Origin of the sequence: Neokomagataea thailandica NBRC 106555 (genome assembly GCF_001598495.1) — a bacterium.
GTDB lineage: Bacteria > Pseudomonadota > Alphaproteobacteria > Acetobacterales > Acetobacteraceae > Gluconobacter > Gluconobacter thailandicus_A.
The window spans coordinates 23535-49624 of record NZ_BCZB01000013.1 but is presented as its reverse complement, the minus strand read 5'-3'; the positions used below and the strand labels follow the sequence as shown (position 1 = coordinate 49624).

At 53.5% G+C, this 26090-nt stretch carries 25 protein-coding genes and 1 tRNA gene; 11 read left to right on the top strand and 15 right to left on the bottom strand.

What is annotated here, in order from left to right:
• The 6 genes from NTH01S_RS05680 to NTH01S_RS05655 form a co-directional block, all read right to left on the bottom strand.
• Positions 1–495 (bottom strand): DUF2147 domain-containing protein, encoded by a 495-nt coding sequence (locus tag NTH01S_RS05680; RefSeq protein WP_245642208.1) that lies wholly within the window; start codon positions 493–495, stop codon positions 1–3.
• A complete protein-coding gene (gene grxC / locus NTH01S_RS05675; RefSeq protein WP_068170801.1) occupies positions 492–752 on the bottom strand; it encodes a glutaredoxin 3 in 261 nt (86 codons plus the stop codon). The genes NTH01S_RS05680 and grxC overlap by 4 nt, the downstream gene beginning before the upstream one ends.
• Positions 745–1581, bottom strand: coding sequence for a ComF family protein (locus NTH01S_RS05670; protein WP_084367048.1), 837 nt, complete (start codon positions 1579–1581; stop codon positions 745–747). Before NTH01S_RS05670 ends, grxC begins: the two co-directional genes overlap by 8 nt.
• Positions 1544–1729: a DUF3553 domain-containing protein gene (locus tag NTH01S_RS05665; protein ID WP_068170797.1), complete on the bottom strand. Its 186-nt coding sequence runs from the start codon at positions 1727–1729 to the stop codon at positions 1544–1546. The genes NTH01S_RS05670 and NTH01S_RS05665 overlap by 38 nt, the downstream gene beginning before the upstream one ends.
• 79 nt (positions 1730–1808) lie before the next feature.
• A complete protein-coding gene (galU, locus tag NTH01S_RS05660) occupies positions 1809–2681 on the bottom strand; it encodes a UTP--glucose-1-phosphate uridylyltransferase GalU (RefSeq protein ID WP_068170794.1) in 873 nt (290 codons plus the stop codon).
• Positions 2682–2872: 191 nt separating this feature from the next.
• Positions 2873–2959, bottom strand: a tRNA-Leu gene (locus NTH01S_RS05655).
• A gap of 84 nt (positions 2960–3043) precedes the next feature.
• On the opposite strand from NTH01S_RS05655, the gene lipB reads away from it, so the two are divergent.
• Positions 3044–3718 carry a lipoyl(octanoyl) transferase LipB gene (gene lipB, locus NTH01S_RS05650; RefSeq protein ID WP_068170791.1) on the top strand — a complete coding sequence of 225 codons (675 nt, stop codon included), beginning with the start codon at positions 3044–3046 and terminating at the stop codon, positions 3716–3718.
• On the opposite strand, the gene NTH01S_RS05645 is transcribed toward lipB, so the two are convergent.
• Complete coding sequence (locus NTH01S_RS05645) at positions 3699–4310, bottom strand: LolA family protein (RefSeq protein ID WP_245642206.1); 612 nt, start codon at positions 4308–4310, stop codon at positions 3699–3701. The genes lipB and NTH01S_RS05645 overlap by 20 nt on opposite strands.
• A complete protein-coding gene (locus NTH01S_RS05640; protein ID WP_068170788.1) occupies positions 4307–4606 on the bottom strand; it encodes a BolA family protein in 300 nt (99 codons plus the stop codon). Before NTH01S_RS05640 ends, NTH01S_RS05645 begins: the two co-directional genes overlap by 4 nt.
• A 119-nt stretch (positions 4607–4725) precedes the next feature.
• Here NTH01S_RS05640 and NTH01S_RS05635 point away from each other — a divergent pair, with 119 nt between their 5' ends.
• From NTH01S_RS05635 to NTH01S_RS05625, 3 genes are all read left to right on the top strand, one after another.
• A complete protein-coding gene (locus tag NTH01S_RS05635) occupies positions 4726–5334 on the top strand; it encodes a J domain-containing protein (RefSeq protein ID WP_068170786.1) in 609 nt (202 codons plus the stop codon).
• A gap of 86 nt (positions 5335–5420) precedes the next feature.
• The gene (locus tag NTH01S_RS05630) at positions 5421–6437 is read left to right on the top strand and encodes an AAA family ATPase (protein ID WP_068170784.1); all 1017 of its coding nucleotides are present in this window, start codon (positions 5421–5423) and stop codon (positions 6435–6437) included.
• Between the two features lie 95 nt (positions 6438–6532).
• Positions 6533–8344 carry a cobaltochelatase CobT-related protein gene (locus tag NTH01S_RS05625; protein ID WP_408887596.1) on the top strand — a complete coding sequence of 604 codons (1812 nt, stop codon included), beginning with the start codon at positions 6533–6535 and terminating at the stop codon, positions 8342–8344.
• Between the two features lie 98 nt (positions 8345–8442).
• Here the strand turns inward: NTH01S_RS05625 and NTH01S_RS05620 are convergent, their stop codons facing one another.
• On the bottom strand, positions 8443–9279 hold the full coding sequence (locus NTH01S_RS05620; protein WP_068170781.1) for a DUF1217 domain-containing protein: 837 nt from the start codon (positions 9277–9279) through the stop codon (positions 8443–8445).
• A gap of 94 nt (positions 9280–9373) precedes the next feature.
• Here NTH01S_RS05620 and NTH01S_RS05615 point away from each other — a divergent pair, with 94 nt between their 5' ends.
• Together NTH01S_RS05615 and NTH01S_RS05610 are read left to right on the top strand one after the other, a co-directional pair.
• Positions 9374–10228, top strand: coding sequence for a hypothetical protein (locus NTH01S_RS05615; RefSeq protein WP_068170778.1), 855 nt, complete (start codon positions 9374–9376; stop codon positions 10226–10228).
• Positions 10229–10237: 9 nt separating this feature from the next.
• The gene (locus NTH01S_RS05610; protein WP_068170776.1) at positions 10238–11233 is read left to right on the top strand and encodes a pectinesterase family protein; all 996 of its coding nucleotides are present in this window, start codon (positions 10238–10240) and stop codon (positions 11231–11233) included.
• 65 nt (positions 11234–11298) lie between these two features.
• On the opposite strand, the gene mfd is transcribed toward NTH01S_RS05610, so the two are convergent.
• Positions 11299–14790: a transcription-repair coupling factor gene (gene mfd, locus NTH01S_RS05605; protein ID WP_068170772.1), complete on the bottom strand. Its 3492-nt coding sequence runs from the start codon at positions 14788–14790 to the stop codon at positions 11299–11301.
• A gap of 53 nt (positions 14791–14843) precedes the next feature.
• Between mfd and recG the strand changes: the two genes are divergently transcribed.
• Both recG and NTH01S_RS05595 read left to right on the top strand, forming a co-directional pair.
• The gene (gene recG / locus NTH01S_RS05600) at positions 14844–16940 is read left to right on the top strand and encodes an ATP-dependent DNA helicase RecG (protein WP_245642203.1); all 2097 of its coding nucleotides are present in this window, start codon (positions 14844–14846) and stop codon (positions 16938–16940) included.
• Positions 16941–16999: 59 nt separating this feature from the next.
• Entirely contained in the window at positions 17000–18583 is a 1584-nt protein-coding gene (locus NTH01S_RS05595; RefSeq protein WP_068170769.1) for a GGDEF domain-containing phosphodiesterase, read from the top strand.
• Positions 18584–18626: 43 nt separating this feature from the next.
• Here NTH01S_RS05595 and NTH01S_RS05590 read toward each other — a convergent pair whose 3' ends face one another.
• Positions 18627–19649 carry a lipid A deacylase LpxR family protein gene (locus tag NTH01S_RS05590; RefSeq protein WP_068170767.1) on the bottom strand — a complete coding sequence of 341 codons (1023 nt, stop codon included), beginning with the start codon at positions 19647–19649 and terminating at the stop codon, positions 18627–18629.
• Positions 19650–19951: 302 nt separating this feature from the next.
• Here NTH01S_RS05590 and NTH01S_RS12155 point away from each other — a divergent pair, with 302 nt between their 5' ends.
• A complete protein-coding gene (locus NTH01S_RS12155; protein WP_068170765.1) occupies positions 19952–20668 on the top strand; it encodes a cold-shock protein in 717 nt (238 codons plus the stop codon).
• A 149-nt stretch (positions 20669–20817) separates the two neighbouring features.
• Here the strand turns inward: NTH01S_RS12155 and smpB are convergent, their stop codons facing one another.
• From smpB to NTH01S_RS05565, 4 genes are all read right to left on the bottom strand, one after another.
• Positions 20818–21312 (bottom strand): SsrA-binding protein SmpB, encoded by a 495-nt coding sequence (gene smpB / locus NTH01S_RS05580; protein WP_068170762.1) that lies wholly within the window; start codon positions 21310–21312, stop codon positions 20818–20820.
• Between the two features lie 4 nt (positions 21313–21316).
• The gene (gene dapA / locus NTH01S_RS05575) at positions 21317–22195 is read right to left on the bottom strand and encodes a 4-hydroxy-tetrahydrodipicolinate synthase (protein WP_068170910.1); all 879 of its coding nucleotides are present in this window, start codon (positions 22193–22195) and stop codon (positions 21317–21319) included.
• Positions 22196–22267: 72 nt separating this feature from the next.
• The gene (locus NTH01S_RS05570) at positions 22268–23098 is read right to left on the bottom strand and encodes a prephenate dehydratase (RefSeq protein ID WP_068170759.1); all 831 of its coding nucleotides are present in this window, start codon (positions 23096–23098) and stop codon (positions 22268–22270) included.
• The gene (locus NTH01S_RS05565) at positions 23089–23823 is read right to left on the bottom strand and encodes a 3-deoxy-manno-octulosonate cytidylyltransferase (RefSeq protein WP_068170909.1); all 735 of its coding nucleotides are present in this window, start codon (positions 23821–23823) and stop codon (positions 23089–23091) included. The genes NTH01S_RS05570 and NTH01S_RS05565 overlap by 10 nt, the downstream gene beginning before the upstream one ends.
• Before the next feature lie 101 nt (positions 23824–23924).
• On the opposite strand from NTH01S_RS05565, the gene NTH01S_RS05560 reads away from it, so the two are divergent.
• Together NTH01S_RS05560 and serA are read left to right on the top strand one after the other, a co-directional pair.
• Entirely contained in the window at positions 23925–24737 is an 813-nt protein-coding gene (locus NTH01S_RS05560) for an inositol monophosphatase family protein (protein WP_068170756.1), read from the top strand.
• Positions 24738–24841: 104 nt separating this feature from the next.
• A complete protein-coding gene (serA, locus tag NTH01S_RS05555) occupies positions 24842–26089 on the top strand; it encodes a phosphoglycerate dehydrogenase (protein WP_068170753.1) in 1248 nt (415 codons plus the stop codon).
• The last annotated feature ends 1 nt before the right edge of the window (position 26090 follow it).

The window sequence follows — 26090 nt, the reverse complement described above, 5'->3', positions numbered from 1 at the left end:
TTATTGGGGCATTTTTACCATATGACATTCTGTGTCCACAGGAGGCCCCTCATACCGCGTCCATGTCTGCGTCTCCCCCAATAAGGGCACTCCCAGAACAAACCCTCTTAGCTTGAGGGTATTGCTCCCCTCATTCCAAATACGCGCCTGATACATATGCCCGGTACGTGGGTCTAAAATATGACCTTGCCATTTTTGCCCATCCAGAGGAGCAAAATCTGTCATCATCATCAGGTGGCATTCAGAACGCCCCGTTACATCCCTCGGGACATGCTCGACATAATCCAAACCAACGAGCCAGCCACACACCTCACCACCATGCGCACCATCACAGGGTTTAACATCAAAAATACCGTCTTTATCTTGAGACAACCACAAGCCTTCCACCTCTGAAGAGGCTGAGGGTGGAGGCGCAGCATATAACGCGCCCCCTTGTACCGAAAGAAGGGTGAGCACAGCCGCACATGCGGCCCGAGAAAGGACTTTCAACCTCACGCAGTTAACCCAAGCACGGCATCCAAACGCCCTGAGCGCTCCAGTGCGAGCAAATCATCGCACCCACCAAGAGCTTGCCCATCTACAAAAGTTTGCGGCACCGTCTGACGACCTGATCGCTGGATAGATTCAGCCCGCTCAGGCGTTCCGCGTGGAGCATTAATGTCTTGAAACTCCACCCCTTTAGACGTCAACAACGCAACGGCTTGCACACAAAATGGGCAATACGGCTGCGTATAAATTTCAATCTTAGGCATAATCTCTCAACGCTGATGTTACTTTCTGCCTATCTTCTTCCATGTTTCCTGCTCGTCCCGCAACCAACAGATCCACACGACTGACACCCGCCGCCAACAAGGCTCGTGTGCAGGCACTCATTGTAGCACCAGTTGTAAAGACATCATCAATCACAACGACGGGATGTCCCTTTAATTTTTCAACATAACGGGGCGAGACTATAATCGAACCCTCTACCTCCAATTTCCGCTCTCGACTTCCTAAACGTGCCAAAGGCTGAGTATTACGGATACGCTTCAAAGCCATTGGCAACGAGGAAACACCACTTTCTTTTGCCAAAAAACGCGCAAGTAACGCGGCCTGATTATATCGCCTATGCCGCAATTTTCGCTTATGTACTGGCACGGGCAGCAAGAAATTTGCATCACGCAGAATATCTTCCCCGGATCGCCACATTTCTCGTGCCAGAATACGCGCATTTTCTGTTCTATCGGCGTATTTTAGTGGCAAAATAAGCTGCCGCAACCAATCATCGTAGATGAATGCGGCCCGCATTCTATTCCACGGCGGCGCAGTGCTCGCACAGAACGCACAAACACCTTGCTGGTCAGCAAAACCCGACGCAGCCAAAGGCACACCACATTGCTCACAATATGGCTTAATAATCGGGCGCATCTGAGCAAAACACTCGCCACAAAACCCGCCAGTACCTTCGACATCCGCACCACACATATCACAGCATGGTGGGAACACAGTATTCAAGCAGGTACGGCTTATTGTTTGCCGCACAGCGCGCGTACTCGAAAAAATTTTAGGGATCAACGGCATCCAAATGCACACGCGTTGCATCGATCACAACCTTACCCTGATGCTCAAACGTCACGGTGACACGTTCAGCAATAGCCGACTGGACCTGCCCCCACCCCCATTCCGGATACCCCGGATGCTTGACCATTTGACCAGGCTCTAAAAATGACTGGTAGACTTTACCGACCATAGCCAATCTTTCCCTAAAAAAGAAAAAGGCGGCTCCTAACAAAAGGAAACCACCTTTTTCATCATCACATGAGCAAATGTTATGCTGTATATTTCTTCAGGAATTCTTTTACAGCATCCCCAAGGTCAGGACGCTCAATAGAGAATGCGATTTGCGCCTCTAAGAAACCCGCCTTGTCACCGCAATCATAGCGCGTACCTTCATAACGCAAGCCATGGAACGGAACATGCCCAATGGTTTTTGCCATGGCGTCGGTCAATTGCACTTCATTACCTGCGCCACGCTCCAACTTGGAAAGATGCTTCATCACATCAGCCGTCAACACATAGCGCCCAATGATCGACAGATTAGATGGTGCATCTTCAGGCTTAGGCTTTTCAACCAGCCCCTTCACCTCAACCAACTTACCGTCATCAACACCGACATCCAAAATACCATAACGGTTCGTTTGCTCACGCGGGACTTCCGTGACGGCAACAACATTGCCACCCGTTTGATTATACGCTTCGACCAATTGCGCTACGCAGCTTTTCTCGCTCTTAACGATGTCATCTGGCAGCAAAATAGCAAAAGGGTCCTCACCAATGAAAGAACGTGCACACCAAATCGCATGCCCTAGCCCCAGAGGCTCTTGCTGACGGACCGCCACAAACGATCCCGGCTCCATGCTACTCGGCGCCAACGCTTCAAGCGCAGAAATTTTACCGCGTTCTTTCAAAGTCGCCTGAAGTTCATAAGCAATATCGAAATAGTCAATCAGACTATCTTTACCACGGCCTGTAACGAGGCAAAACTCTTCTATACCGGCAGCGCGTGCTTCATCAATAGCGTACTGAATGAGCGGCTTATCAACGACCGGCAACATCTCTTTGGGCATTGCTTTAGTAGCTGGAAGAAAGCGCGTTCCCAGACCTGCTACAGGAAGAACTGCTTTTTTTAGTGGCTTGATCACAAAACCTCGCACGTCAACCAAAGAGAAAACACCCGCGCGCTACAACAAATAACGCCGAGGCCATCTCTAATTGGCATAATAGTGCAAGAGAACTCTGGCAATACTAGGGCAGAGAATAATGATCCCCTTCCGGGGAAAAGAAACTAAATTTTTATTTTTGATTTTTTGTCATCACTCAATGGGAAGAGTGATGGTGCGGCCGAGAAGACTCGAACTTCCACGGGGTTATCCCCCACAAGCACCTCAAGCTTGCGCGTCTACCATTCCGCCACGGCCGCCCCGTGACAAACGACCCTGCTTAGTGCATGACCGTCCGGTGAGAGGGGCTATAGCCGAACATAGACACGAGGGCAACAACAGAAATGCAAAAAACTTCCGAAATTTTATGGAAAACGTCTAAGGGGCTCACACCATACCCAGACGCAATGACCTTAATGGAGACACGCACCCGCAACATCCACGCCAAAACAGACAGCCCAATGGTCTGGATGGTCGAACACCCACCAATTTTTACCGCTGGAACATCCGCACGCGCAGAAGATCTCTATAACCCACACAACTTCCCAACATATGATGCCGGACGCGGCGGGCAATGGACCTATCATGGTCCCGGTCAACGCCTCGTCTATATTATGCTTGATCTCACACAGCAGAATGGCATTGTGCCACCACGTGATCTCAGAGCCTATGTCGCCACACTCGAACAGTGGTTAAAAGCCTCACTGGCCTTACTCGGCGTCACGGCTTTCACCCGTGAGGGACGTATCGGTCTTTGGACAATCGACCCGATCACACAACAAGAAGCCAAAATTGCCGCATTAGGCATCCGTATTAGCCGCTGGGTCAGTTGGCATGGCGTTTCCATCAACCTAGACCCAACATTGGAAGATTTTGATGGTATCGTCCCCTGCGGCATTCGGGAATTTGGCGTCACAAGCCTAAAACGCTTCTCCCCAGACATCACCATGCAAGACCTAGACCACGCCCTTAAAATGGCATGGCCAGGCTGCTTTGGCTCTATTCCGCAGGAAGTTTAAATAAGGACGGATCCGGTGTTGCTTGATCGACAACAGACGACAGAGCAACACTGAAATTATGCTGCCGCGCATCCACACCCTGCAAACCAATCAACGATAAACTCCCCGTCTGATCAATGAAATCCAGCGTTAATAACCCCTGAGACGGATTATCTGCCTCTGCCAATGAGAGCGCTAAAACGGCTCCTTCATGATGCACATCCGTGACTTCAACATCACCTGAGAAACGCACTGGATAACGCAGCAACAGACCCAACGGATTGCGCCGTAAGGATACGCGCGTCACAGCCCCACTTGCTGGATCATCAAACACAAGATGCCCATCCCCTGCGATAAGTTGCATGGGGTGCGGCATCACATAGTTCAAACGCAAATGCCCCGGAATATAAGTAAAACTCCCTGCCCCGCGCATCGTATCCGGGCCTTGCTGCGAGAATTGTGCCGTCATACCCTGAAGATGGTTCAGATACACCTCAACACGCTCTGCATCATGACTTTGCTCAGGCGCTAAACGATCCAGCCCATGTGTTGCACATCCCGCCATACTCAGCAGCGCAGTCATCAATGCAGCACGGCACGTGAAGCGCATCATGATGTCTGTTCTCCATGCAAAACCAACGACAAAGCGTGTAAGCCGGTTTCAAACTCATCCGACAGCAAATTCTGCACCAAGCGATGACGGGCCACACGGTTTAGTCCGTCAAACTGCGCACTCGTTACAGCAACATTAAAGTGGGTTTCGCCATGAACTCCAGAATCTGCCAGAACTTTCGCGCCCACATGCCCCGCATGACGCGCACTATCATCCTGCACATCCAAAACCGAAGGTGCTAACTCACGGGTCAAAATGGCAATAATCCGTTCCCGGCGAGACAAATTTTGTGTCATGATTATACGCTTTCCTCTTCAATAATTCTGCGGATTAGCTTCAAACCAGCATATCTCTTCGTCATAAAAGCGACACACCCGCTTGCACCCTACAGCACCCTTTCCCCATATCAGATCCCATGAATCGTAAAACAACCAAACATAGAGCTTTTGATCCGGACCCTGACGCACCACAGCAAGTGTGCGACCACCCCGGCTGTGATGCCCCTGCCGGTTATCGTGCGCCACGCGGACGGGACGCACTACGCTCTTATTATTGGTTCTGCTTGGAGCATGTACGCGCCTATAATGCCCGCTGGGATTTTTATCGTGGCATGACCCCCGGCCAAATTGAAGCGCATCTGCGAGCGGATACGTCATGGCAACGCCCTTCATGGAAACTGGGCAGCGGCACCGCAAACAAGGCCGAGTTCAATGAAGATGATATTCTGGACCCGCTCGATATTCTGGGTGCCAGTCGACGTTCACGTGCACAATCAGCAAAAGACCGAGCACGCACCCCACCCCAGAAAACGATACCGCCAGAGCTTCAACAACCTCTCGCAACCCTCAACCTGACATGGCCTATAAGCTTCGATGAAGTCAAAGCCCGTTACCGTACATTAGCGCGGCAATTTCACCCCGATACAAACCCAGCACCAGAGGCCGAAGAACATTTCAAAGCCATTGGTAGCGCATATACCGCTCTAAAAACGCACTTCACACGCGAAGCTGAAAGCATTTCCTAAGTTTACGACTAGAAGTGCAGGACATTCTGACCCATCTTAGCGGCATCTATCCTTTTATTATCCCCTCCTAGAGAGTCCGACCTACCATGAATGATTTCGCGACGATCGACGCACCGGAAACCGTCACCACGGCAGAAAACACCGCTATCCCAACGCATGTACTCGGTGAACCGGACCGCTTGGTGTCTTCCGCAGAAGTCTTCGGCATCACAACAGACATACAAGTCCCAGCTTACTCAATTCGGACCGAACACGTCCCCACAATTGATGAATCATATCAATTTGATGAGGACACAACACGCGCCATCCTCGCAGGCTTCGCCCATAATCGCCGCGTTCTTGTCCAAGGCTTTCACGGAACGGGGAAATCATCGCATATTGAGCAAATCGCGGCGCGCCTCAACTGGCCATGCGTCCGCATCAATCTTGACAGCCACATCTCACGTATTGATCTGATCGGCAAAGACGCCATCGTCCTGCGTGATGGTAAGCAAGTCACCGAGTTCCGTGAGGGACTGCTGCCATGGTGCCTACAGCACCCTTGCGCCTTAATTTTTGATGAGTATGACGCAGGCCGCCCCGACGTCATGTTCGTTATTCAACGCGTCTTGGAAGCTGAAGGACATTTAACCCTTCTGGACCAAAACCGCGTTATCCGCCCTCACCCATCGTTCCGCCTGTTTGCCACGGCCAATACAGTCGGCCTTGGGGATACAACAGGGCTGTATCACGGCACGCAGCAAATCAACCAAGCACAGATGGACCGCTGGAACATCGTCGCAACCCTGAATTACCTTCCGTTGGAACAAGAAGTCAGCATCATTACAGGCAAGCTGAAAATTCAGAGTGATGATCGTGACGCCATTTCTCGTGTTGAACGTATGGTAGCCCTTGCAAACCTCACGCGCGCGGGTTTTACCGCTGGCGATATTTCAACCGTCATGTCACCGCGTAGCGTCATCGCATGGGCCGAAAATGAACGCCTATTCAACGATCTGGCTTTTGCGTTCCGCCTCACCTTCCTCAATAAATGTGATGAAGCCGAGCGCGGCATTGTCAGCGAATATTACCAACGCTGCTTCAACGCATCACCCGTGGAGTAACACTTGTGTCTGCGCTGAAATCAGTCACACACCGTTCCGGCCCACACAACCCGGATGAAGAGTTTCGCCGAGCAACTGTGGCGACCTTACGAGCCATGGGCAACGCCCCTGACCAGAATGTTGACTTCATGGATGCCTCGTCCACCAAGGCACCAAGACGGGACAAAGACGCCAGCGTAGATACGGTCCAACTTCCCGGCCTGTCTTCTACCCCCTCTACCATGGAGCGCGATCGTATCCGAGGGGCTGCTGATGCAGCCGCCCTACGACTGCGCCACCACCGTGACCACCTCACCACTCACCCACCTGAACCCGAAGCCCGCACAGCATTTGAAGCCATTGAGCAAGCACGCTGTGAGATTTATGGGTCACGCCATATGGATGGCGTCCGTGCGAATTTGAACCTTCGTACGGCGCTAGAGTGCCGGGATAATGGTTGTGCGCGCATGGTACAGCGTGAAGACATGCCCGCATCCGTCGCGCTTAATCTCCTCGCACGCGAAGCCATATCGGGCCAGAAAGCTCCTGCTGAAGCCGGCCCCGCCCTAGACGCATGGCGCGATTATCTCTCCCCCAAAGCGCACCAAGCCTTAGCCGACATGGCGGCGTCTCAAAACGACCAGCGCGCTTTTGCTCAAGCCTGCACACGATTTTTAGGCGCATGTTCACTCACAGATGCTGCTGAAGAAGAAGACGAAACCAGCTCTGACGACAATGCCACTGAAGACACACCCGAGAGTGATGACGAAGCCGCGCCCGTAGAGCAAAGTGAAGCCGCCGAATCAGGCGATGATATGCAGGAGGAAGACGAAGAAGATAGCTCCTCCAACGACGCTGGTGAGAGCGGCCATGATGGCGACGCTGAAACATCTGACATGCTGGATGCTCCTGAAAACGGAGCAGAAGAAGCTGCGGGCCCTTCTGATCAAGCAAAAGACGAAGCCGCTTCAGAAAATGCGGCAGCACCCGCGCGGTATACCGCCTTCACCACAGAATATGATGAAGAAGTCAGCGCATCCGACCTGTGTGACCCGGCTGAGCTAGACCGGCTGCGCCAACAACTGGATCAACAGCTCGTCCAGCTCCAAGGTCTGATCTCTCGCCTAGCGCACCGCTTGCAACGCCGCCTCATGGCACAGCAACAACGCCGGTGGGAATTCGATCAGGAAGAGGGCATGATTGACGCTGGGCGCCTCGCCCGTGTGGTCACGAACCCCACGCTCCCTCTGTCATATAAATTCGAAACAGAGATGGAGTTCCAAGACACCGTCGTCACACTCTTGATTGACAATTCTGGTTCCATGCGTGGTCGCCCCATCGGCACAGCCGCCATTTGTGGTGACATTTTAGCACGGACGTTGGAGCGCTGTGGTGTGAAGGTAGAAGTGCTGGGCTTTACCACCCGTCAGTGGAAAGGCGGTAAAAGCCGTGAAGCATGGATCCGTCAAGGCCGCCCACCACAGCCCGGCCGCCTGAATGACCTACGCCACATCATCTACAAAGACGCGGACACACCATGGCGTCGCGCCCGGCGAAACTTGGGCCTTATGCTACGAGATGGCCTCTTAAAAGAAAATATCGACGGAGAAGCACTCCTCTGGGCGTGGCAGCGCTTACGCCGCCGTGCTGAAAAACGCCGTATCCTGATGGTGATCTCAGATGGCGCTCCGGTAGATGACAGCACCTTTTCCGCCAACCCACATGACTATCTGGAAGAACATCTCCGCTCAGTGATCGCCCATATTGAAAATGACGTACGAACCGAATTACTGGCCATCGGTATTGGCCATGACGTCACGCGGTATTATCGAGATAGTGTGACCATCACATCCGCCGAACAACTGGGTGGTACAATGATGGCACAGTTGAGCGAACTCTTCCGCCCAGCGCGGAGCAGAACGCGCTAGTTTCTCATGAGAATCATCTCAGGGAATTATGTTTTCGCACGGTTCCCTGAGGTTTCCCCGCGCCCAGCGTACGTATTAAGTGCTGGGCCCAAATACGCTCACAACAATGCCGAATACAACGATGCCGAATACAACGATGATGTAGATGAACTCCCATCATCCACCCCAAACAGCGATAAAATTCCGTTTTGCCCACCGCTAGCGCCATACAGGGTCAACATACTCGCTGGGGTAGACGTTTTCTCCGGGTGAATTTGCAACAAAGCCAGATAACGCTGAGCAAACTTCTGAACACCCTGCGGCGTAGCAAGCTGCTTTAAATCCAACTTACTCCCTAAAAGGCGCTGCTGCTCAGGGAAATCCAAAGCGCCAAATTGCATAGGGTCAAAACCCGCGACAGTGACAGCAACCTTAAGAAGCTTTGGATCTGCCATAAGGTTCACCAGTTTCGTATCATTCGTCACCATACGGGTAAAATACAACGCGTTCCCTAAGCCCGGCGTTTGCGTCTGTACCGTGTTTTCATAACTATTCGTTAGATAATTCTGAGATATTTTAGAGAGCACTGTAGAAGATGCAAAAGGAGGACTACTCCAATCCGAAAAGTCTTTTGCAAAGGCTTTCCAAGCAGCATTCCCTCCTCGCGCAGCGAGGGACGTCGTAGCGGTTGGGTCTTGTGTCATAAGCTGACGCAATAAAGCCGTCTGCCCCATGGATGAGGACATTCCATAAGCCCCCAACACCACAGAGAGTGCGCGGTAGTTCTTCAATAACTGATCTGGTGTTGTAATTTGAGATGCCGTTTTCTGAAAGGTTTGCAATGTCTGCTGTGTTTGCGGACTTGTCTTGGTCCATTGTTGAACGGATTTTTGTTCATCTTTCACAATCGATACATATTGAGGAACGGCTGCCATCATCGGCCATGAAACAGACATACGCCCTCATCCACAAAACACACTCTTCTGCCTTCCTACAGCCCAATTCCTAAGATAATCCTAATGATACATTACCTCCGAAAAGTGAGCCTTTATGCCACGCTATACCGCTACCCTTCTATGCAGCGCTTTAAGCTTAACCGCAGCCATAGGCATGCCACATCTTCATGCTGAAACGCTGCCGTCCTTACCAGATACATGCTTCACGTATCATTTGGAGGCTCCACAACGAAGCGCACATGGTTTTACAGCCTCATCTCTCCATGCCTCTCTCACAAGAACCGGCGCTACCCTCACGACAGGGGCCGTGCGCGTTAATGACACGGACAATACCCTCTCTTCCGCAGAGCTAGAAACGCTCAACGCAGCGACAGCTTTTGCCGCTTTAAGCCTAGTCCAAGGCAAGCCCAGCGCATCATGCCATCTTAATCTACCAACCCCACATGGCTCACTCAGCGCACATTGGCACAACACGCTCATCACCAACGCGCACCACACGATCAACATCAACGATCTAACACTCACTGAAAGCGAACATAACAAGAACATTCATGCGCAAATTGCACTAGAAGGCGTCAAAGATTCCACCACTACCCTTATACCTTCACAACTCACCACTGATCTGAGTATCCAAAGCCATACCTCCACCCCGTTCATCACCATTAACAGCCTCCATGCGACGAATGGGACCAATGCTCTCACCGGGACAGGCACGGTCCAAACGACCACTAATCCCCTGGCCTCGACTGTGGACCTGCATATCAGCCTGACCAATGTTGATGACCTGCTGGGGCAACTCCGGCAAACAGCACCTGCGCGCGTTACAACGGCCCTCACCATCGCTCGCCTAATGGGGCGCGCCAATGGCAACACCACTGAATGGGACATTGGTCTGCATAATGGAGTGGCCACAATTAATAATGTTCCCCTACCCCTGCCAACACATTAACGAACCATCATGACACATAAAGCTGCCCTGCTCGGTATCGCGCTCTTGTCGTGTAACAGCGTACCGCTCGCATTCTGTGCAAGTCCGATACTCCATGTCGGTACAGGGCAGCCCTACACGCATATTCAAGATGCTCTAGACGCGGCTCCCGAAAATGCGACGATTCTCATCGCGCCGGGCCTGTACCATGAAGTCCTCCACATCAGCACCCCCGGCTTACAGGTGCAGGGAGAAGGCCGTACCCCCGCTGACGTGCGTATTGAAAGCAGTCAAAGTGCTGATCAAACAGGTGGCACATCACGTTCCGCCACTGTTTTTGCAGAAGCTGACGGTATCACACTCCGTAACCTCACAATTGCTAACCATTTTCACGATGATCACCCGGATATTACTCAAGGGGCACAAGCCGTCGCGTTATCTGCCACGGGCGACCGTCAGTTCTTCCTCTCTTTGCACTTAATTAGCTATCAAGACACGCTCTTTGCAGGCAGTCATGGCTGTAACCTGCACGGATCATGCAACCCCGCACGGCAATACTATCAAGATGATGTCATAGACGGTGCAGTAGATTTTATTTTTGGTGATGCCCGTGCGTATTTCGAACACTGCACTCTGCATGGCGTAGCACGCCCAACCGTTACCATCACGGCGCAAGGAAGAACATTTCCAGAACATTTGAGCGGCTATGTCTTCCATAACTGCTCAATCCAAGCAGACCCCGCCGTGCAGCATATAAGCCTTGGTCGCCCATGGCGAGATTACGCCAGCGTAGCCTATATCGACTGCACACTTGATCCACGTGTTGTTCCGTCAGGGTTTACCGAATGGCAAGGGCAGAGCCGCCTTACAACAGCCCATTACCTTATTGCCAGCCTTACAAACCCTCAGCCCAATACGCACTGGGAAGAGCCTTATCTGTTACATCTACCACTAGAAGATTTGACAAAACTGGCCGAGCCAAAGGCTTTTTTCTCTGATGACCCGCCTCTCTCCGGTGCGTTCTAGGACTTGAATCTCTTTGCCAGCAGCATGCAAACAGCACCTGCCCCCCCCCTAACGGCCCCCCTTCTCTAGCTGGCCTTCCGTACCAATTTACACAGAACACCGGTCACCTGCTTCGCGTAACCAATACGCTTAGCATTCGTCATCTCACGGATAACAGCAAGCTTCTGATCCGGGCGTATTTTCACCCCAGCATCCTTCTTGCGTGCCACCCAGTCCAAAAGCCCTGTTGGATTACGGAAGCGATTCCGACGGAACTGTAAGACCATGCCCTTAGGCCCCGTCTCCAAACGCTCAACACCGGCCTCACGGCACGCACGCTTAATCAGAACCACATCCAAGAGATTCCCGACCTCACCCGGCATTTTACCGAAGCGATCAATCAGCTCCGCGCGCATGGCTTCAACTTCATCTTCGTTCTGCAACGCAGCGATACGACGATACAGCCCCAACCGTACGGGCAGGTCTTTCACGTATGTTTCTGGAATCAGAACGGGCAAGCCAAGAATAATATGCGGCGTCCAGTCTGTATCGTCTTCTTCTGCCCGGCGTCCACGCTCTCGGCGCATATCCAAGACCGCATCTTCCAGCATCTGCTGGTACAACTCAATCCCGACTTCTTTAATATGCCCGGACTGCTCATCCCCTAACAGGTTCCCTGCCCCTCGCAGATCCAAATCATGCGAAGCTAAAGTGAATCCTGCCCCCAGAGAATCAAGCGTTTGCATAATCTCCAAACGCTTTTGAGACGCGGCCGAAAGAGAATTCGTCTGTGGCCAAGTCAAATACGCATAACCACGCTGCTTTCCACGCCCAACACGCCCGCGCAGCTGATACAACTGCCCAAGACCAAACATATCAGCCCGGTGAATAATAATCGTATTCACGCTGGGCATATCGAGCCCACTTTCCACGATATTCGTGGAGAGCAAAATGTCATAACGGCCATCCGCAAATTCCGTCATGACCCGTTCAAGTTCCGTCGGCGTTAGACGGCCATGTGCTTGCACAACCTTTGCATCCGGCACGATCTCAGCCAGGCGCTCCGCCATACGGTCCAAATCCGCCAAGCGCGGCAAGACGCAGAATACTTGCCCACCACGGAAACGCTCACGCTGGATCGCCTCACGGATCATCACGCTATCAAACGGCGTGATAAACGTCCGTACTGCCAACCGATCTGTCGGCGGCGTCGCGATCAAACTCATCTCACGCACGCCAGACAAAGAAAGCTGCAATGTCCGTGGCAGCGGCGTCGCAGAAAGTGTCAGAACATGGACATCTTCCCGCAACGCTTTAAGTTTTTCCTTATGGGACACGCCAAAATGCTGTTCTTCATCAATGATCAGCAAACCCAGACGATCAAAACCCACCGTCTTGGCAAGGAGCGCATGCGTGCCCACAACAATGTCGATCTGTCCGCCTGCGAGTTCTTCACGGACCTTGGTCGCTTCCTTAGCCGTCACCAAACGCGATAACTGCGCAATACGAACCGGAAGCCCCTCAAAGCGCGCGCTAAAGCTACGGAAATGTTGGCGTGCCAGAAGCGTCGTCGGAACAACAACAGCAACCTGCATTCCAGACAAAGCCGCGACAAACGCCGCACGCAAGGCAACCTCGGTTTTACCAAAGCCAACATCACCACACACCAAGCGGTCCATCGGCCGCCCGGCGCTCATATCTTCTAGAACATCCGCAATCGCACGGGACTGATCTTCCGTTTCCACATACGGAAAACGCGCACAAAACTCATCCCACAGCCCTTCCGCCGGAGCCAAAGTTGGTGCCTCCCGCAAGGCACGCGCCGCAGCAGTTCGGATCAACTCACCCGCCATAACGCGGATGCGGGATTTCATCTTGGCTTTTCGGTCCTGCCAAGACGTTCCACCCAACCGATCAAGCTGCACACCCGTTTGCTCAGAGCCAAAACGGCTCAGCAAATCAATGTTTTCAACCGGCAGTAAAAGCCGCTGCTCACCATCATACGAAATAGAGAGGTAATCATGCGCGACACGGCCTTCCGTAACCGTCTCTAGCCCCGCATACCGCCCAATGCCGTACTCATGGTGAACAACGAGGTCTCCCTCAGCAATCTCCCCAATCTGAGAGATAAACTGTTCACCACGCTTCTTCCGGCGTGGCGGACGTGCAATGCGCTCTCCCAGCAAATCTTGCTCGGACACAAAGCACAAACGGTCCAGAACAAATCCACGTTCCAGCCCCAACACCAACAAGCCAACCGTGCCTTTGGGTAAAGACGCCGCTGATGGCCAGTCTTCATACTCTGCAACGGCAACACCATGCTCTTTTAGCAAATGCGCGATACGGTCCCGTGATCCACGGCTCCACGCGGTGACGTAAGTACGCCGCCCTTGCTCTGCCCAGTCTTTAACCTGCTGACCAAACGCTTCAAAAACACCATCACGCGAACCATCTTTTGCCCGCGCAAACAACGCACCAGGGCGCCCGCCAGCATCAACACCCGCCCCGAGATCCGGCTTGGCAAAACTATTGAGCATCACGGCAGGCACACCGGCCAGCATCGCATCCCAACTATGCTGGTTCAGATACAAACGATGCGGCGGCAACGCCCGGTACGGTGTTTCCCCCTCACGCACCGGGACACGGCGCGCTTCATAATGATCCGTGATCATTTCAAACCGCGCCCGCAGCACATCCGGCATCTGCGCTTCAAAACTGACTGCCGCACCCGGCATATAGTCCAACACCGTGGCCATATGCTGATCATGCGTATCGTAGAAAAGCGGCAAATAATGCTCTAGCCCCGGATGCCTCCGCCCTTCCGACACATGGGCATACACAACATCACTCGCGGCACCACTGCCGAAACTATCCCGCCACCCCGTGCGGAAGTGGCTGATATTTTCTGCCGTGAGCGCAAATTCAGCCACAGGCCGCAAAACAAAACGCTTTAATGTCTGGGTTGAACGCTGCGTACCCACATCAAAATTGCGGATATTTTCAACTTCATCGCCGAACAAATCCAACCGCACCGGCTCAGCCGCGCCAGACGGGAAGAGATCAAAAATACCGCCACGCGTTGCAAACTCGCCGGGCTCCATCACGGTATCTGTCCGGGTGTAACCACTCGCCACCAAGAGTTCGATCAATAACCCCTGATCAAGGCTTTCGCCTTCTGCCACATTAATCGACTGCCCAGCAAAAGCGGCCTTTGGCGGCATACGCTGCACCATGGCATGTACCGTTGTCAGCACAATGCGCCGGGCTTTCGTCGGCTCCAGCAAACGGCACAACGTACCAACTCGCTCCGCAACAATCGCAGGATTGGGAGATACGCGGTCATAAGGCAGACAGTCCCAAGCGGGCAGCTTCAGTACCTCCACCTCTGGCATCAACCACGCCAGCATATCCGCCAAAGCCGCTACGGACGCATCATCGCGCGCCACATGCAGCAATGGCCCTTCATGCTCAGCCAGACGCTGACGCAGCAAAAACGCCACGCTCCCATCTGGCACACCCCACACAACCGGGCCGAATGCGGCAGCGGTTTCGCGATTCTTGGTTTCGTTTTGTTCCATGCTGATCCTACTCTATACCAGCGCTCTCATCTTCTGAAGGCCCAGACATTCCCGTGACACGCGACGCGATCCCAGCATTAGATGCCCCCCTCGACAGCCTCCCGGGTATTGGGCCACGTCACAGCAAACTACTCGAAAAAATTGCCACCGGCCCACGCGTTTTAGACCTACTATTCACCGTGCCTGAACGCATCATTGACCGGGGTACGCCCATTACACTCGCCGAAGCAGCAACCCGTGAACTCGGCTCCGTCATCACCACCAAAATCCGTGTCATCTCCCGTCGGGATCCAGCGCGGCCTGGCCAACCCACGGTCCTGCACACCACAGATGGTACCGGCACATTAGACCTCGTTTTCTTCCAAAAACGCAGCATCCCAAAATGCACTCCGGGTACAGAACTCCTCACCTCAGGCCGTGTCAGTGTTTTCAATAACCAGCTCACCCTGACGCCGCCTGATCACCTCGTCACACCCGAAGAGCACTGGCGTATCCCCACATTAGAGCCCGTCTGGCCCCTCACCGCAGGCTTGTTCCAAGGCACCGTTGCCAAAGCAATGCGAGCTGCGCTCGCGCTTTTATCGGACATTCCGGAATGGCATGACCCTACGCTCGTCGCCCGGCGGCGCTGGCCATCCTTCACGGAAGCTCTGCACACACTTCAAGCCCCCAACAAAACCCCTGATGCAGACCCCATCCTCTGGCATGCAACCCTAGAGCGCGCCCGTACCCGCCTCGCTGCGGATGAAATCCTCGCCGATCAACTCTGCATCGCGCTCGCCCGCCACCAAGCCAAAGCACGCCCCGGACAAAGCCGCCCCGGCACGGGAATCCTACAAAAGCAATTACAAGAGAAATTCGGCCATCCGCCCACAGAGGCCCAGCGCAACGCCATTGCCGACATCACCCAAGACATGGCTAACCCCACCCCGATGATGCGCCTCCTACAAGGGGATGTCGGCGCAGGTAAAACCTTCGTGGCTATGCACGCCATGCTGCAAGCGGTTGAATCTGGCGCGCAAGCTGCCCTCATGGCTCCCACCGAGATTCTCGCCCGCCAACATTACGAAACCATCTCTCACCTCTGCCCCGCACCCTGCATCTATCTCAGCGGCAACATCCAAGGCAGCGCCCGTAAACAGGTACTCTCTGCCATTGCTAGCGGTGAGGCCAAACTGATCATAGGCACCCACGCCCTGTTCCAAGAAAACGTACTCTTCGCCAATCTCGGCCTTGCCGTCATTGATGAACAGCACCGCTTTGGCGTCGAACAACGTATGGCGCTAAGCAATAAGGGCCACGCCACCGACATCCTCGTCATGACCGCCACCCCCATCCCCCGCACATTACAACTTATGGAATGGGGTGAAATGAGCGTAAGCAAGCTAGACAGCAAACCAAAAGGCCGACAGCCCATTCGTTCAACGTTGCACCGCATGAGTGCACTGGGCGATATTATCAATGCTGTAAAACGCGCCCTTGCCGCTAATGCACAAATTTTCTGGGTCTGCCCGCTCATTGAAAATAGCGAAACTGCATCCGCCGCCGCAGCCGAAGAACGATGGGCCATGTTGTGTGATATTTTTGGCCCAGACACCATCGGCCTTGCCCATGGCCGACAAGACATCACGGTCAGACAGACCGCACTTGATGCCTTCCGCACAGGAAAAACACGCCTGCTCGTGGCCACTACCGTTATTGAAGTAGGCGTCGACATCCCGAATGCCTCCATCATGGTCATTGAACATGCTGAACGCTTCGGCCTCGCACAACTGCACCAATTGCGTGGGCGTGTCGGACGTGGTGCAAAACAGTCTTTCTGCCTACTGCTCCATGATGATGAACTCTCATCCAACGCCCAGCAACGCCTTAGCCTCATGCGCGATACAACAGACGGCTTTGTCATCGCAGATGAAGATTACCGATTACGCGGTGGCGGTGACCTCGCCGGACACCGGCAATCTGGCCTACCGGGCCTCCGATTAGCGCATGGCCGCCGCATCGCCCCGCTCGCTCATGCTATGCGCCAAGACAGCGAGCGCGAAGTGACACGCAATCCCAACCTTGAAAAGGGCCGTGGACCTGCGCTCCAAACGCTTCTACGTTTCTTCAAACGCGACAAACCCGAGCGACTTCTTATTTCAGGCTAACAATTACCAACCAATATTATCGATCAACCGACCATAAACAGCCCCAATTTGGAGCCCCCATGAGTTTCCGAACCGACCAAGACCGACAATTTTACCTCTCTTTGTTACGCCTCGTCAGTACCCTTGCGGAAACAACCGAATGCGCCATTCTTTATCCTCGCCTTGATATTTCTTCCAAGCGCATCACGCCTCACCCTGACGCCTCTTTTGACTTCCAAACGCTCCTCGCTCAGTTTTCCGTTGCCCCTGATGCCCTCGCCCGCGAACCCGGAATAACGCTCTTTCCTATTAGTCCCGAACGCTGCGAACTCATCGTTATACGCCACCACTCAGGCCAAGCATTAACCGTTCACATACAATCAGCGCTCAAAGACCTCATCCATCTTCTGCGCTCACCCTCCGCACACCGTAAACGCCCTTTTGCCAATCGTGCCGCAAGTTACGAGGCCCTTTCTGAACATATCGAACAGATCTCATACCAAAGCCGCAAAAACCACTTCGGCACCATTCTGCTTGCCCTAGACCAGCTTCACCATATCAATCACAATCATGGATGGGATATCGCTGATAAAGTCCTCAATACTCTCATCAGCCGTATTCAGGATTTACTTCCCAAAGACAGCTTTTTCGGAGGGTTTGGAGGGGGACAATTCATCATCATTACCCCCACAGGAACATCTGCCATCGGCACACAGCATTTAATCAATGCGGTTCAACATTTAACCACCGACCCGATTGTTCTCGACGGGCACTCCATCAGCTTCACTCTTTCAATGGGTTGGAGCATCTTCCCCGAAGACGGCAACACCTCTGATACCCTCCTCCTCTCTACAACTGCAGCACTCACCCAAGCCCAAATGACTGGCGGCGGGCATAATACACGCGCCACCACCGAACTGACACAACGCTACCATGCTTCCAAAACCCTAGAACAAGACCTCTCCTACGCGATCACAACCAATGCGTTGTTCTTACGCTGGATGCCGATTATAGACCTCAAAACACATAAAATTATTGGCCGGGAAGCCCTATTACGGTGGAACCGTCCGCATTTTGGCGAAGTCTCACCACTACTCTTCATTCAAAATGCAGAAAAAAACGGCCTGATTGAACAATTAGACCGTTGGGCCTTGCGTGAAGCCTGCAGCGTAGGCAGCCAATGGAACACAACACACCGCGTCTGTGTCAATATCTCCCCCACATGGATCATAAATGAACGCCTTTCCCACACTGTCAGCACAGTATTAGAGGAAACGGGCCTCGCCCCACAAAGACTACAAATCGAAATATCCGAACGCTCTGCCTTAGCCCCTGAGCATATTCTATTCCGTGAATTAGCTCGTGTCCGTGCTTTGGGTGTCCGCATCGCGCTTGATAATTTCGGAAGTGGATCAGCCTCATTAGAACGCTTGCGCACCTACCCCATTGATCAGCTCAAACTTGACCGTATTTTTGTGGAGCGCCTTCATGAAGATGACCGCGCCGATGACGTCATGCGCTGCATCCTGCGTCTAGGCCAAATGCTCAACCTCAGCATCTGCGCCAAAGGTGTCGAAACAGAACAACAGTTTTCGTTTTTAGACAGTCATGGCTGCCTCGAAGCACAAGGTTTCCTTTTTGGCCCCCCTGCGATTCTGACATAAAAAAGCACTACACCCCCTTACACAGGGCGTAGTGCTTTCTCCCTTAAAACTTCACGGAAAGCTTCACTGAGCCATAGTTAAACATGCCACTACGTTGGGTTTTGAACTGCGCTGACTGCCAATTCTGGCTGTAAGACATACGCACACCATGCCACATCACCGCCACGCCGGCATGGATCTCACCAACATCCCACATTTTATCGACGTGCGGTGCATTCGGACGGAACGTGCTGCCTTCCAAAGTTGAGTCATACCCAACCGCCTGACCTTCAACACCACCATAAACATACCATGCTAATGGACGCGTCGCACGGAAAGCATCGGTACCATCTAAGCCCGGCCCAATCGTGGCATTGCCAAAATCGCTATCAAGCCCCTGACCGATACGGAACGTCGTCGCGACATCCGCATAAGTCCGATAATCCCCAGCGGCCCCCGAAACGGCAGGCAAAATATCCGCACCAACACCGTATAAAGACGCCACAGGCAAACGCCAGACACGACCCGCCTGCACTTGGAAAACCGGCTGATTCGCCAACTGATGAGACCAGCCCTGATTCGGCGTATCACTAATCAGGTTATGGAATCCGTTCTGCACCTGCCGCCCCAAACCAGCAGGCCCCATGGCACCAAATTGTACACCCACAACCGAGCGCGACAAATCCGTGTCGTTAATCAGATTCACCGTTCCCAGCAAAAGCCCCGCATACGGACGGTCACTCTGAGGCGGCTGCGCGAGCTGCGTTGCATGCGGAGTAAAAATCAGCTGCTGTAAACCGATGCTGATACGTTGCACCCCATCTCCCATCAGGAAGTGATTCAGATTCGCAATCGGCTTCGGCAGGTTATCCGTACCAGATGTCCAATTAATCCGCAGGCCGGAAGTGTAATACTGATCCGACGTTCCCTTGAACGTTGAGACAGCATCATTCTCACCTTGAATCGTCCATGTCCCATAGGGGTCTTGGAGCGGTGTCGCATGCACCTTCGGGACATCAACCAGCCCAACACTCACACCAAAAGCGAGAGCAGATAAGCCAAAAAAGAGGCGGCTTTGTCGTTTCATTGATATCCCTACTCCTGTTTCCTCAATACCCAATAAAGACACTTAAGATAGCGCATCAGAGTATACTTAAAATGAGGTATCTCACGTCCATAACCAGACGCCTAGCCCAGCTTGAATTTTACACATGAACTAAAAAAAATGTTTATCTCCCCCCGAAGAATGCACTTCCCTGTGGCAGACATCAAAAAAATCATGCTACAGCTATAAGCGAAGACGCAAAAACGCGCGCTTCACTCGTTTGAAATTGACAAGTCCCGGCGGGAAACTCCCCACCGAGGCACCCCTATCTCGGGATTAGACCGTTGAGAAACAACAGAACCGACCGCAGCTTCAATTCCCCTCGCCGCGGCGGGTTTGACGGGGACTTCGGCTCCCAACCGTCCTACAATGACCGTCCTAGCTACAGCGACCGTGGTGGATTCGGTGGTGGTAGCGCCGGTGGTGGTGGCTATGGCGCCCCCCGTCGTGGTGGCAACAGCTTCGTTGCAGCATCAGGCCCGGAAATCAGCTCCAGCGTAAAGTGGTTCAACACAGAAAAGGGCTTCGGCTTTGTTGAACTGTCTGACGGCTCAGGCGACATCTTCTTGCATGCAAATGCACTGAGCAACGCTGGCTACAGCAGCGTAAACCCAGGCGCAACAGTTGTTGTGCGCATCGGCCAAGGTCCTAAGGGCCGTCAGGTTGCTGAAGTGGTTTCCGTTGACGAAAGCACAGCAGAAGCACCACGCCCACGTGCGCCTATGGGTGCAGCACCACGCTTCGGTGCTCCATCTGCACGTCCGGGTCGCCCTGCTCCTGACCTGTCCATGGCTGAAGAAACCCGCGGCATTGTAAAGTGGTACAATGCAACGAAGGGCTTCGGCTTCATCACGCCAGAAAGCGGTGGCAAGGACATCTTCGTTCACGCTTCCGCTCTGGAGCGCTCACAGCTTCAGACGCTGAACGAAGGTCAGACGATCAACGTGAAGGTTGTTCAGGGCCAGAAGGGTCCAGAAGCAGCTGTTATCGACGCTGACTAATCCCGTTTGGGAGGCTTCGGCCTCCCAATACGTAAAAAACGCCGCCCTTTTCAAAAGGATGCGGCGTTTTTTTTATAACCTAATTGAAATGCTCAAAACCCACTAGGGAAACATTTCTCACATTCTGCGTACAAGAAATGTTTAGAGACTTAGAAGTCCCGGCCTTTGCTGCGCATCAAGCGCGCTTTATCACGCTGCCAATCACGTTCTGCAATGGCGTGACGCTTGTCTTCCTTTTTGCGCCCCTGTCCCAGACCTAACGTCACCTTCGCAACACCACGTGCATTAAAGTGAATGTCCAACGGCACTAACGATGCCCCTGAGCGACTCACTGCCCCCACAAAATGGTTGATCTGCTTTTTGCTCATCAACAACTTACGCGGAGCACGCGTATCAAAGCGCGATAAAACGCCCCCCTGATACTCGGGTATATACGAATTATAGAGCCATATTTCACCATCACGCTCCCCGGCATAGGCTTCGGTAATGGTCGCGCGCCCTAGGCGGAGGCTCTTAACCTCCGGCCCTTTCAGCACCAATCCAGCCTCAACCGTTTCCAGAATCGTATAGTTGAAACGACCCTTTTTATTTTGCGCAGCGATTCCGTGAGAAATCATACCACTCTTTTTTTTCGGTGCCGCCATAAACTCAGTCAATCAATCCAAGAGAGCGTAAAGCATTATCAACCACACGCTGCGTTGCTTCTGTTGGTTCAACCAATGGTAAACGCAATGTTGGCGTACACAAACCAAGCCGTGACAGTGCATATTTCACCGGTCCCGGATTACTCTCCGCAAAAAGAGCATCATGCAGTGGTGTCAACCGGTCTTGCAGCGCAATAGCATCCGCAATGCGCCCTTCATCCCATGCTGTAAACAGTTCAGCACACAACTCAGGCACAACATTAGAGGTCACACTAATGCAGCCATCACCGCCAGCCGCCATAAAGGCCAAGGTCGAATTATCATCGCCTGAAAGCTGATTAAACGGCTTATTAATCGCACGACGCACCGCAATCGGACGCGCCATATTAGCCGTCGCATCTTTTGTACCCACAATATTAGGATGCTGAGCCAAACGCGCCATCGTGTCCGGCGCAATATCAACAATGGAACGACCCGGGATACAGTACAAATACAAAGGCAAAGGCGTTGCATCTGCAACTGCCATAAAATGGCGGTACAAGCCCTCTTGAGTTGGCTTATTATAATACGGCACCACCACCAGCACGCTATCTGCACCGACAGAATGTGCATGACGCGCCATCTCGACTGCTTCAGACGTACTGTTGGACCCCGCACCAGCCATCACAGGAATACGGCCATCCGCCACTTCCACACAACGCGCCACAACCTGACGGTGCTCATCATGTGACAAAGTCGGGCTTTCACCCGTCGTACCCGCCGGGATAACACCAGCCGCTTTGCCTTTGACCTGACGCTCTATCAGCCGCGCAAAAGCCGTATAATCAACAGCGCCATCTGTCTGCATCGGCGTTATTAAAGCCGTCAGCGCTCCACGAACCATGCGCGTGCCTACCATCTTCTCGTTCCTGTTCATCCTTAACCAACCACCACCATAACGATGATAATTGTACCCCTACACGCGGGCCAAACTGCGCGGATATATACCGAGTAGCTTCAGATCATCACTGACTTGTGTCAGCTCTTTGAGTGCCAAACGCACATTGTCCTGCTCTGGATGCCCTTCAATATCCATCAAGAACTGCGTTGCCGCAAAAGAGCCACCCAGCATATAGCTTTCAAGGCGCGTCATATTCACACCGTATCGTGCAAACCCGCCGAGGGCGGCATACAACGCTCCCGGCTTATTGCCAACCCGCATAAGCAAGGTTGTCAACGTACCGTCATGAGACGGATCTGGCCAGTCCGGCTGCGGCGCCACGCGGTAAAATCGTGTTGTATTATGCGCGGCATCCTCAACATTTCGCCTGAGGATTTCCAGCCCATTTAGCTCCCCAGCCAAGGACGACGCCACCGCGGCATCCCCCGGCCGTTGCCATTGTGCCACCATCTCGGCCGCGCCTGCTGTGTCAAATTGCGGCACACCTTCAACGTCTAACTCTGCAAGAAGATTGCGAATTTGCCCCAGCGCAACCGGATGTGTGTGTACTGCACGAATTGCTTCTATCGGCGTACCCGGCACAACCAGCAAACAATGTTCAACCCGGTGAAAATGTTCGCCAACAATATGCAGCCCAGCGTTAGGCAAAAGAGCATGAATTTCTGGCACACGTCCCGCAAGCGAATTTTCGCACGCTAAGAGGGCCTCATCGGCACGGCCATCATGTACAGCCTCAATCGCCGCAGAGAAACTTGAGCATGGCAGCGTTTCCCACACAGGACGTGCCTGACGGCAAACAAGATCAGAATAAGCGCCGGGACGCCCTTGGAAAGCAATTATGGGCATGTAAATGCCTTTCGTACAAAGGCCAAATCATCTGCCGTATCAACGCCGCGCGGTGCCTCCGCAATACGCACGCACCCAATACTCATACCGTTTTCAAGTGCGCGTAACTGCTCAAGACTCTCCCGCCGTTCCAACCCCGAAGGTGGCAAGGTGACAAAGCGTTCTAAAGCCTGGCGGCGCCACGCATAAATACCAATATGATGCCAATGCTCCCCCGCGCCTGACGGCACCGGAAGACGTGAGAAATAAACCCCACGCGCCACAGGGTGATCATCAAACGTACACGCCACCTTCACAATTTGTGAGGCATGTAACTCCTCATCCGTATGAATAGGCGCAACCAACGTACCAATATCAAAAGCACCACACTCCACCGGCGCCAACACAGCACGCAGCGCCTGCGGGTCCATAGAAGGCAAATCGCCCTGAAAATTCACCACCACATCATGCTCACCCGCCGGATCAATATGCTGCAAAGCAGCATGCACACGGTCTGAACCACTGGGCAGATCAGGCGCTGTCAAAACAGCTTCGACCCCATCAAGATGCGCAACAGCATCTATAATATCCTGATCACCTGCCGCGACAACTACGCGCCCCAAATCAGCTTCCAGCGCTCTGAGAGCAACCTGTTCGATCATGGTGCGCCCACCAATCTCCGCAAGGGGCTTGCGCGGAAGGCGCGTGGAGGCAAGTCTGGCAGGGATAACAATAATCGGCTTCATACTCTCTGTGATGCCGCTCACCCGCGGCGCCGTCAATCATAGGCAGCCCCCTTCTGGGGATTTTTTGACACTGAAACCCCATTATTAGGTATGTAAGGTATATGACTGCACAACACACATCCCCTCTCGTCACGGATACCATCATTCAGGTTGCCCATGCCTGTGCGGATGCTGCCCGTACTGTCATCCGCCCTCATTTCCGCACCTCTCTGCAAGCCGATGCCAAATCGGATGACAGCCCGGTCACCATCGCAGACCGTGCTGCCGAACGCGCCATGCGTGATATTTTAGAACAGCACCTCCCTGATCACGGTATTCTCGGTGAAGAAGCCGGCCAAAGCGGGCATGACGGCGACTGGCTTTGGGTACTGGACCCCATTGACGGCACCCGCGCCTTCCTTACAGGCCGTCCTACTTTCGGCATTCTTGTCTCGCTTTTCTACCAAGGCCGCCCGGTCTTAGGGCTGATTGACCAACCCATTACCAATGAACGCTGGCTCGGCGTTGAGGGCCGCCCAACCACCTTCACCGCAGCATCCATTCCCGGCAAAGCTGGCACACGCGCTTGCCTCGCGCTCAACCAGGCCGAATTATCCTGCACATCCCCAGAAATGCTTACCCCAGAGCATACGCCACGCTTCAAAGCACTTCAGGCGCAAACATTACGGACGTCATGGGGCGGAGACTGTTATTCTTACGGCCTCCTTGCTCTCGGCCAAATTGATGTCATCGCAGAATGCACCATGAAACCTTGGGACTGGGGCGCCTTAGTGCCTATTATTCAAGGTGCAGGTGGCCATATCTCTGATTGGCAAGGCGCGCCCTTACGCCTCGAAAGTGATGGAACAGTTCTGGCCTGCGGGAACCCGGCATTAGTGCCACAGTTGATTTCTGTCCTATCCCCCACCACCTAACAGACCTTTCCGATCCTGCCACAATACGTTAGGCAGGATCCCCCCGCCGCCCGGACGAACGCGTGCAGGCTGGCGTATGATGACAGACGGACCGGAGCAGCGCGATGGACAACCAGCTTTCCCTTGCCAAGAACAAAATCAACATCCTCTTGCTCGAAGGCGTCCATGACAGCGCCGTCTCGCATCTTGCCGCACAGGGTTATGCTCAAGTCACCCGCCTCAAAGGTGCCCTTGAAGGCGACGCCCTGAAAGACGCGCTGCGCGGTGTGCACATGGTCGGCATTCGTAGCCGCACCCAGCTCACGCGCGAAGTCATCGAATCAGCAGACCGCCTGATGGCCATCGGTTGCTTCTGCATCGGGACCAATCAAGTCGACCTAACCGCCGCACGTGAAGCTGGCATTCCCGTCTTCAATGCGCCTTACAGCAACACACGCTCCGTTGCCGAATTGGTCATGGGCGAAGTGGTCATGCTCATGCGCCGCATTCCATCACGCTCCGTCGCCTGTCATGATGGCGGCTGGGAAAAATCTGCAGCCAATGCATGGGAAGTACGCGGCAAAACTCTTGGTATCGTCGGATACGGCTCCATCGGCTCACAGCTTTCCGTACTGGCCGAAGCCTTCGGTATGCGCGTCATTTATTATGACACCGTTCCGTGCCTTCCGCACGGCAATGCCGTTGCTGTACCAACCTTAGAAGAACTTCTGGGCCAGTCCGATGTTGTGACGCTGCACGTCCCCCAAACACCGGAAACCAACAATCTCATTGGTGAAGCTGAAATCCGGGCCATGAAGCCCAACAGCATTCTCATCAATAACGCACGCGGTAAGGTCGTGGACCTTGATGCCCTCGCCGCAGCCCTGAAAGACGGACACTTGATGGGCGCAGCCATTGACGTGTTCCCCGTTGAACCAAAAGGCTCAAGCGAACGCTTCACATCACCACTTCAAGGGCTAGAAAACGTCCTACTCACGCCGCATATCGGCGGCTCCACAATGGAAGCACAAGAGCGCATTGGCGTAGAAGTCGCCGTTAAACTGGCCGATTACTCCGATGTAGGCTCCACCATTGGCGCCGTAAACTTCCCCGGTGTGCAACTGCCAGAGCGCCCACGCGGTACGCGCTTCATGCATCTGCATGCAAACCGCCCCGGTATCATGCGCCAAATCAACGAACTCTTTGCCGCAGCAGACGCCAACATCACCGCACAATATCTGCAAACAGATGGTGAATTGGGTTACGTCGTCGTTGAAGCCGAATCAGCCGGGCATGATCAAGATCACCAACTGCTTGATGGCCTCCGCGCACTTGACGGCACATTGCGCGCACGCTTGATCTACCAGCGTTAAC

Coding starts and splice junctions, on each gene's coding strand:
- grxC (WP_068170801.1), bottom strand. CDS start 752: ATGCCTAAGATTGAAATTTATACGCAGCCGTATTGCCCATTTTGTGTG.
- NTH01S_RS05670 (WP_084367048.1), bottom strand. CDS start 1,581: ATGCAACGCGTGTGCATTTGGATGCCGTTGATCCCTAAAATTTTTTCG.
- NTH01S_RS05665 (WP_068170797.1), bottom strand. CDS start 1,729: ATGGTCGGTAAAGTCTACCAGTCATTTTTAGAGCCTGGTCAAATGGTC.
- lipB (WP_068170791.1), top strand. CDS start 3,044: ATGCAAAAAACTTCCGAAATTTTATGGAAAACGTCTAAGGGGCTCACA.
- NTH01S_RS05645 (WP_245642206.1), bottom strand. CDS start 4,310: ATGATGCGCTTCACGTGCCGTGCTGCATTGATGACTGCGCTGCTGAGT.
- NTH01S_RS05640 (WP_068170788.1), bottom strand. CDS start 4,606: ATGACACAAAATTTGTCTCGCCGGGAACGGATTATTGCCATTTTGACC.
- NTH01S_RS05635 (WP_068170786.1), top strand. CDS start 4,726: ATGAATCGTAAAACAACCAAACATAGAGCTTTTGATCCGGACCCTGAC.
- NTH01S_RS05630 (WP_068170784.1), top strand. CDS start 5,421: ATGAATGATTTCGCGACGATCGACGCACCGGAAACCGTCACCACGGCA.
- NTH01S_RS05625 (WP_408887596.1), top strand. CDS start 6,533: ATGGGCAACGCCCCTGACCAGAATGTTGACTTCATGGATGCCTCGTCC.
- NTH01S_RS05620 (WP_068170781.1), bottom strand. CDS start 9,279: ATGTCTGTTTCATGGCCGATGATGGCAGCCGTTCCTCAATATGTATCG.
- NTH01S_RS05615 (WP_068170778.1), top strand. CDS start 9,374: ATGCCACGCTATACCGCTACCCTTCTATGCAGCGCTTTAAGCTTAACC.
- NTH01S_RS05610 (WP_068170776.1), top strand. CDS start 10,238: ATGACACATAAAGCTGCCCTGCTCGGTATCGCGCTCTTGTCGTGTAAC.
- mfd (WP_068170772.1), bottom strand. CDS start 14,790: ATGGAACAAAACGAAACCAAGAATCGCGAAACCGCTGCCGCATTCGGC.
- NTH01S_RS05595 (WP_068170769.1), top strand. CDS start 17,000: ATGAGTTTCCGAACCGACCAAGACCGACAATTTTACCTCTCTTTGTTA.
- NTH01S_RS05590 (WP_068170767.1), bottom strand. CDS start 19,649: ATGAAACGACAAAGCCGCCTCTTTTTTGGCTTATCTGCTCTCGCTTTT.
- smpB (WP_068170762.1), bottom strand. CDS start 21,312: ATGGCGGCACCGAAAAAAAAGAGTGGTATGATTTCTCACGGAATCGCT.
- dapA (WP_068170910.1), bottom strand. CDS start 22,195: ATGGTTCGTGGAGCGCTGACGGCTTTAATAACGCCGATGCAGACAGAT.
- NTH01S_RS05570 (WP_068170759.1), bottom strand. CDS start 23,098: ATGCCCATAATTGCTTTCCAAGGGCGTCCCGGCGCTTATTCTGATCTT.
- NTH01S_RS05565 (WP_068170909.1), bottom strand. CDS start 23,823: ATGAAGCCGATTATTGTTATCCCTGCCAGACTTGCCTCCACGCGCCTT.
- NTH01S_RS05560 (WP_068170756.1), top strand. CDS start 23,925: ATGACTGCACAACACACATCCCCTCTCGTCACGGATACCATCATTCAG.
- serA (WP_068170753.1), top strand. CDS start 24,842: ATGGACAACCAGCTTTCCCTTGCCAAGAACAAAATCAACATCCTCTTG.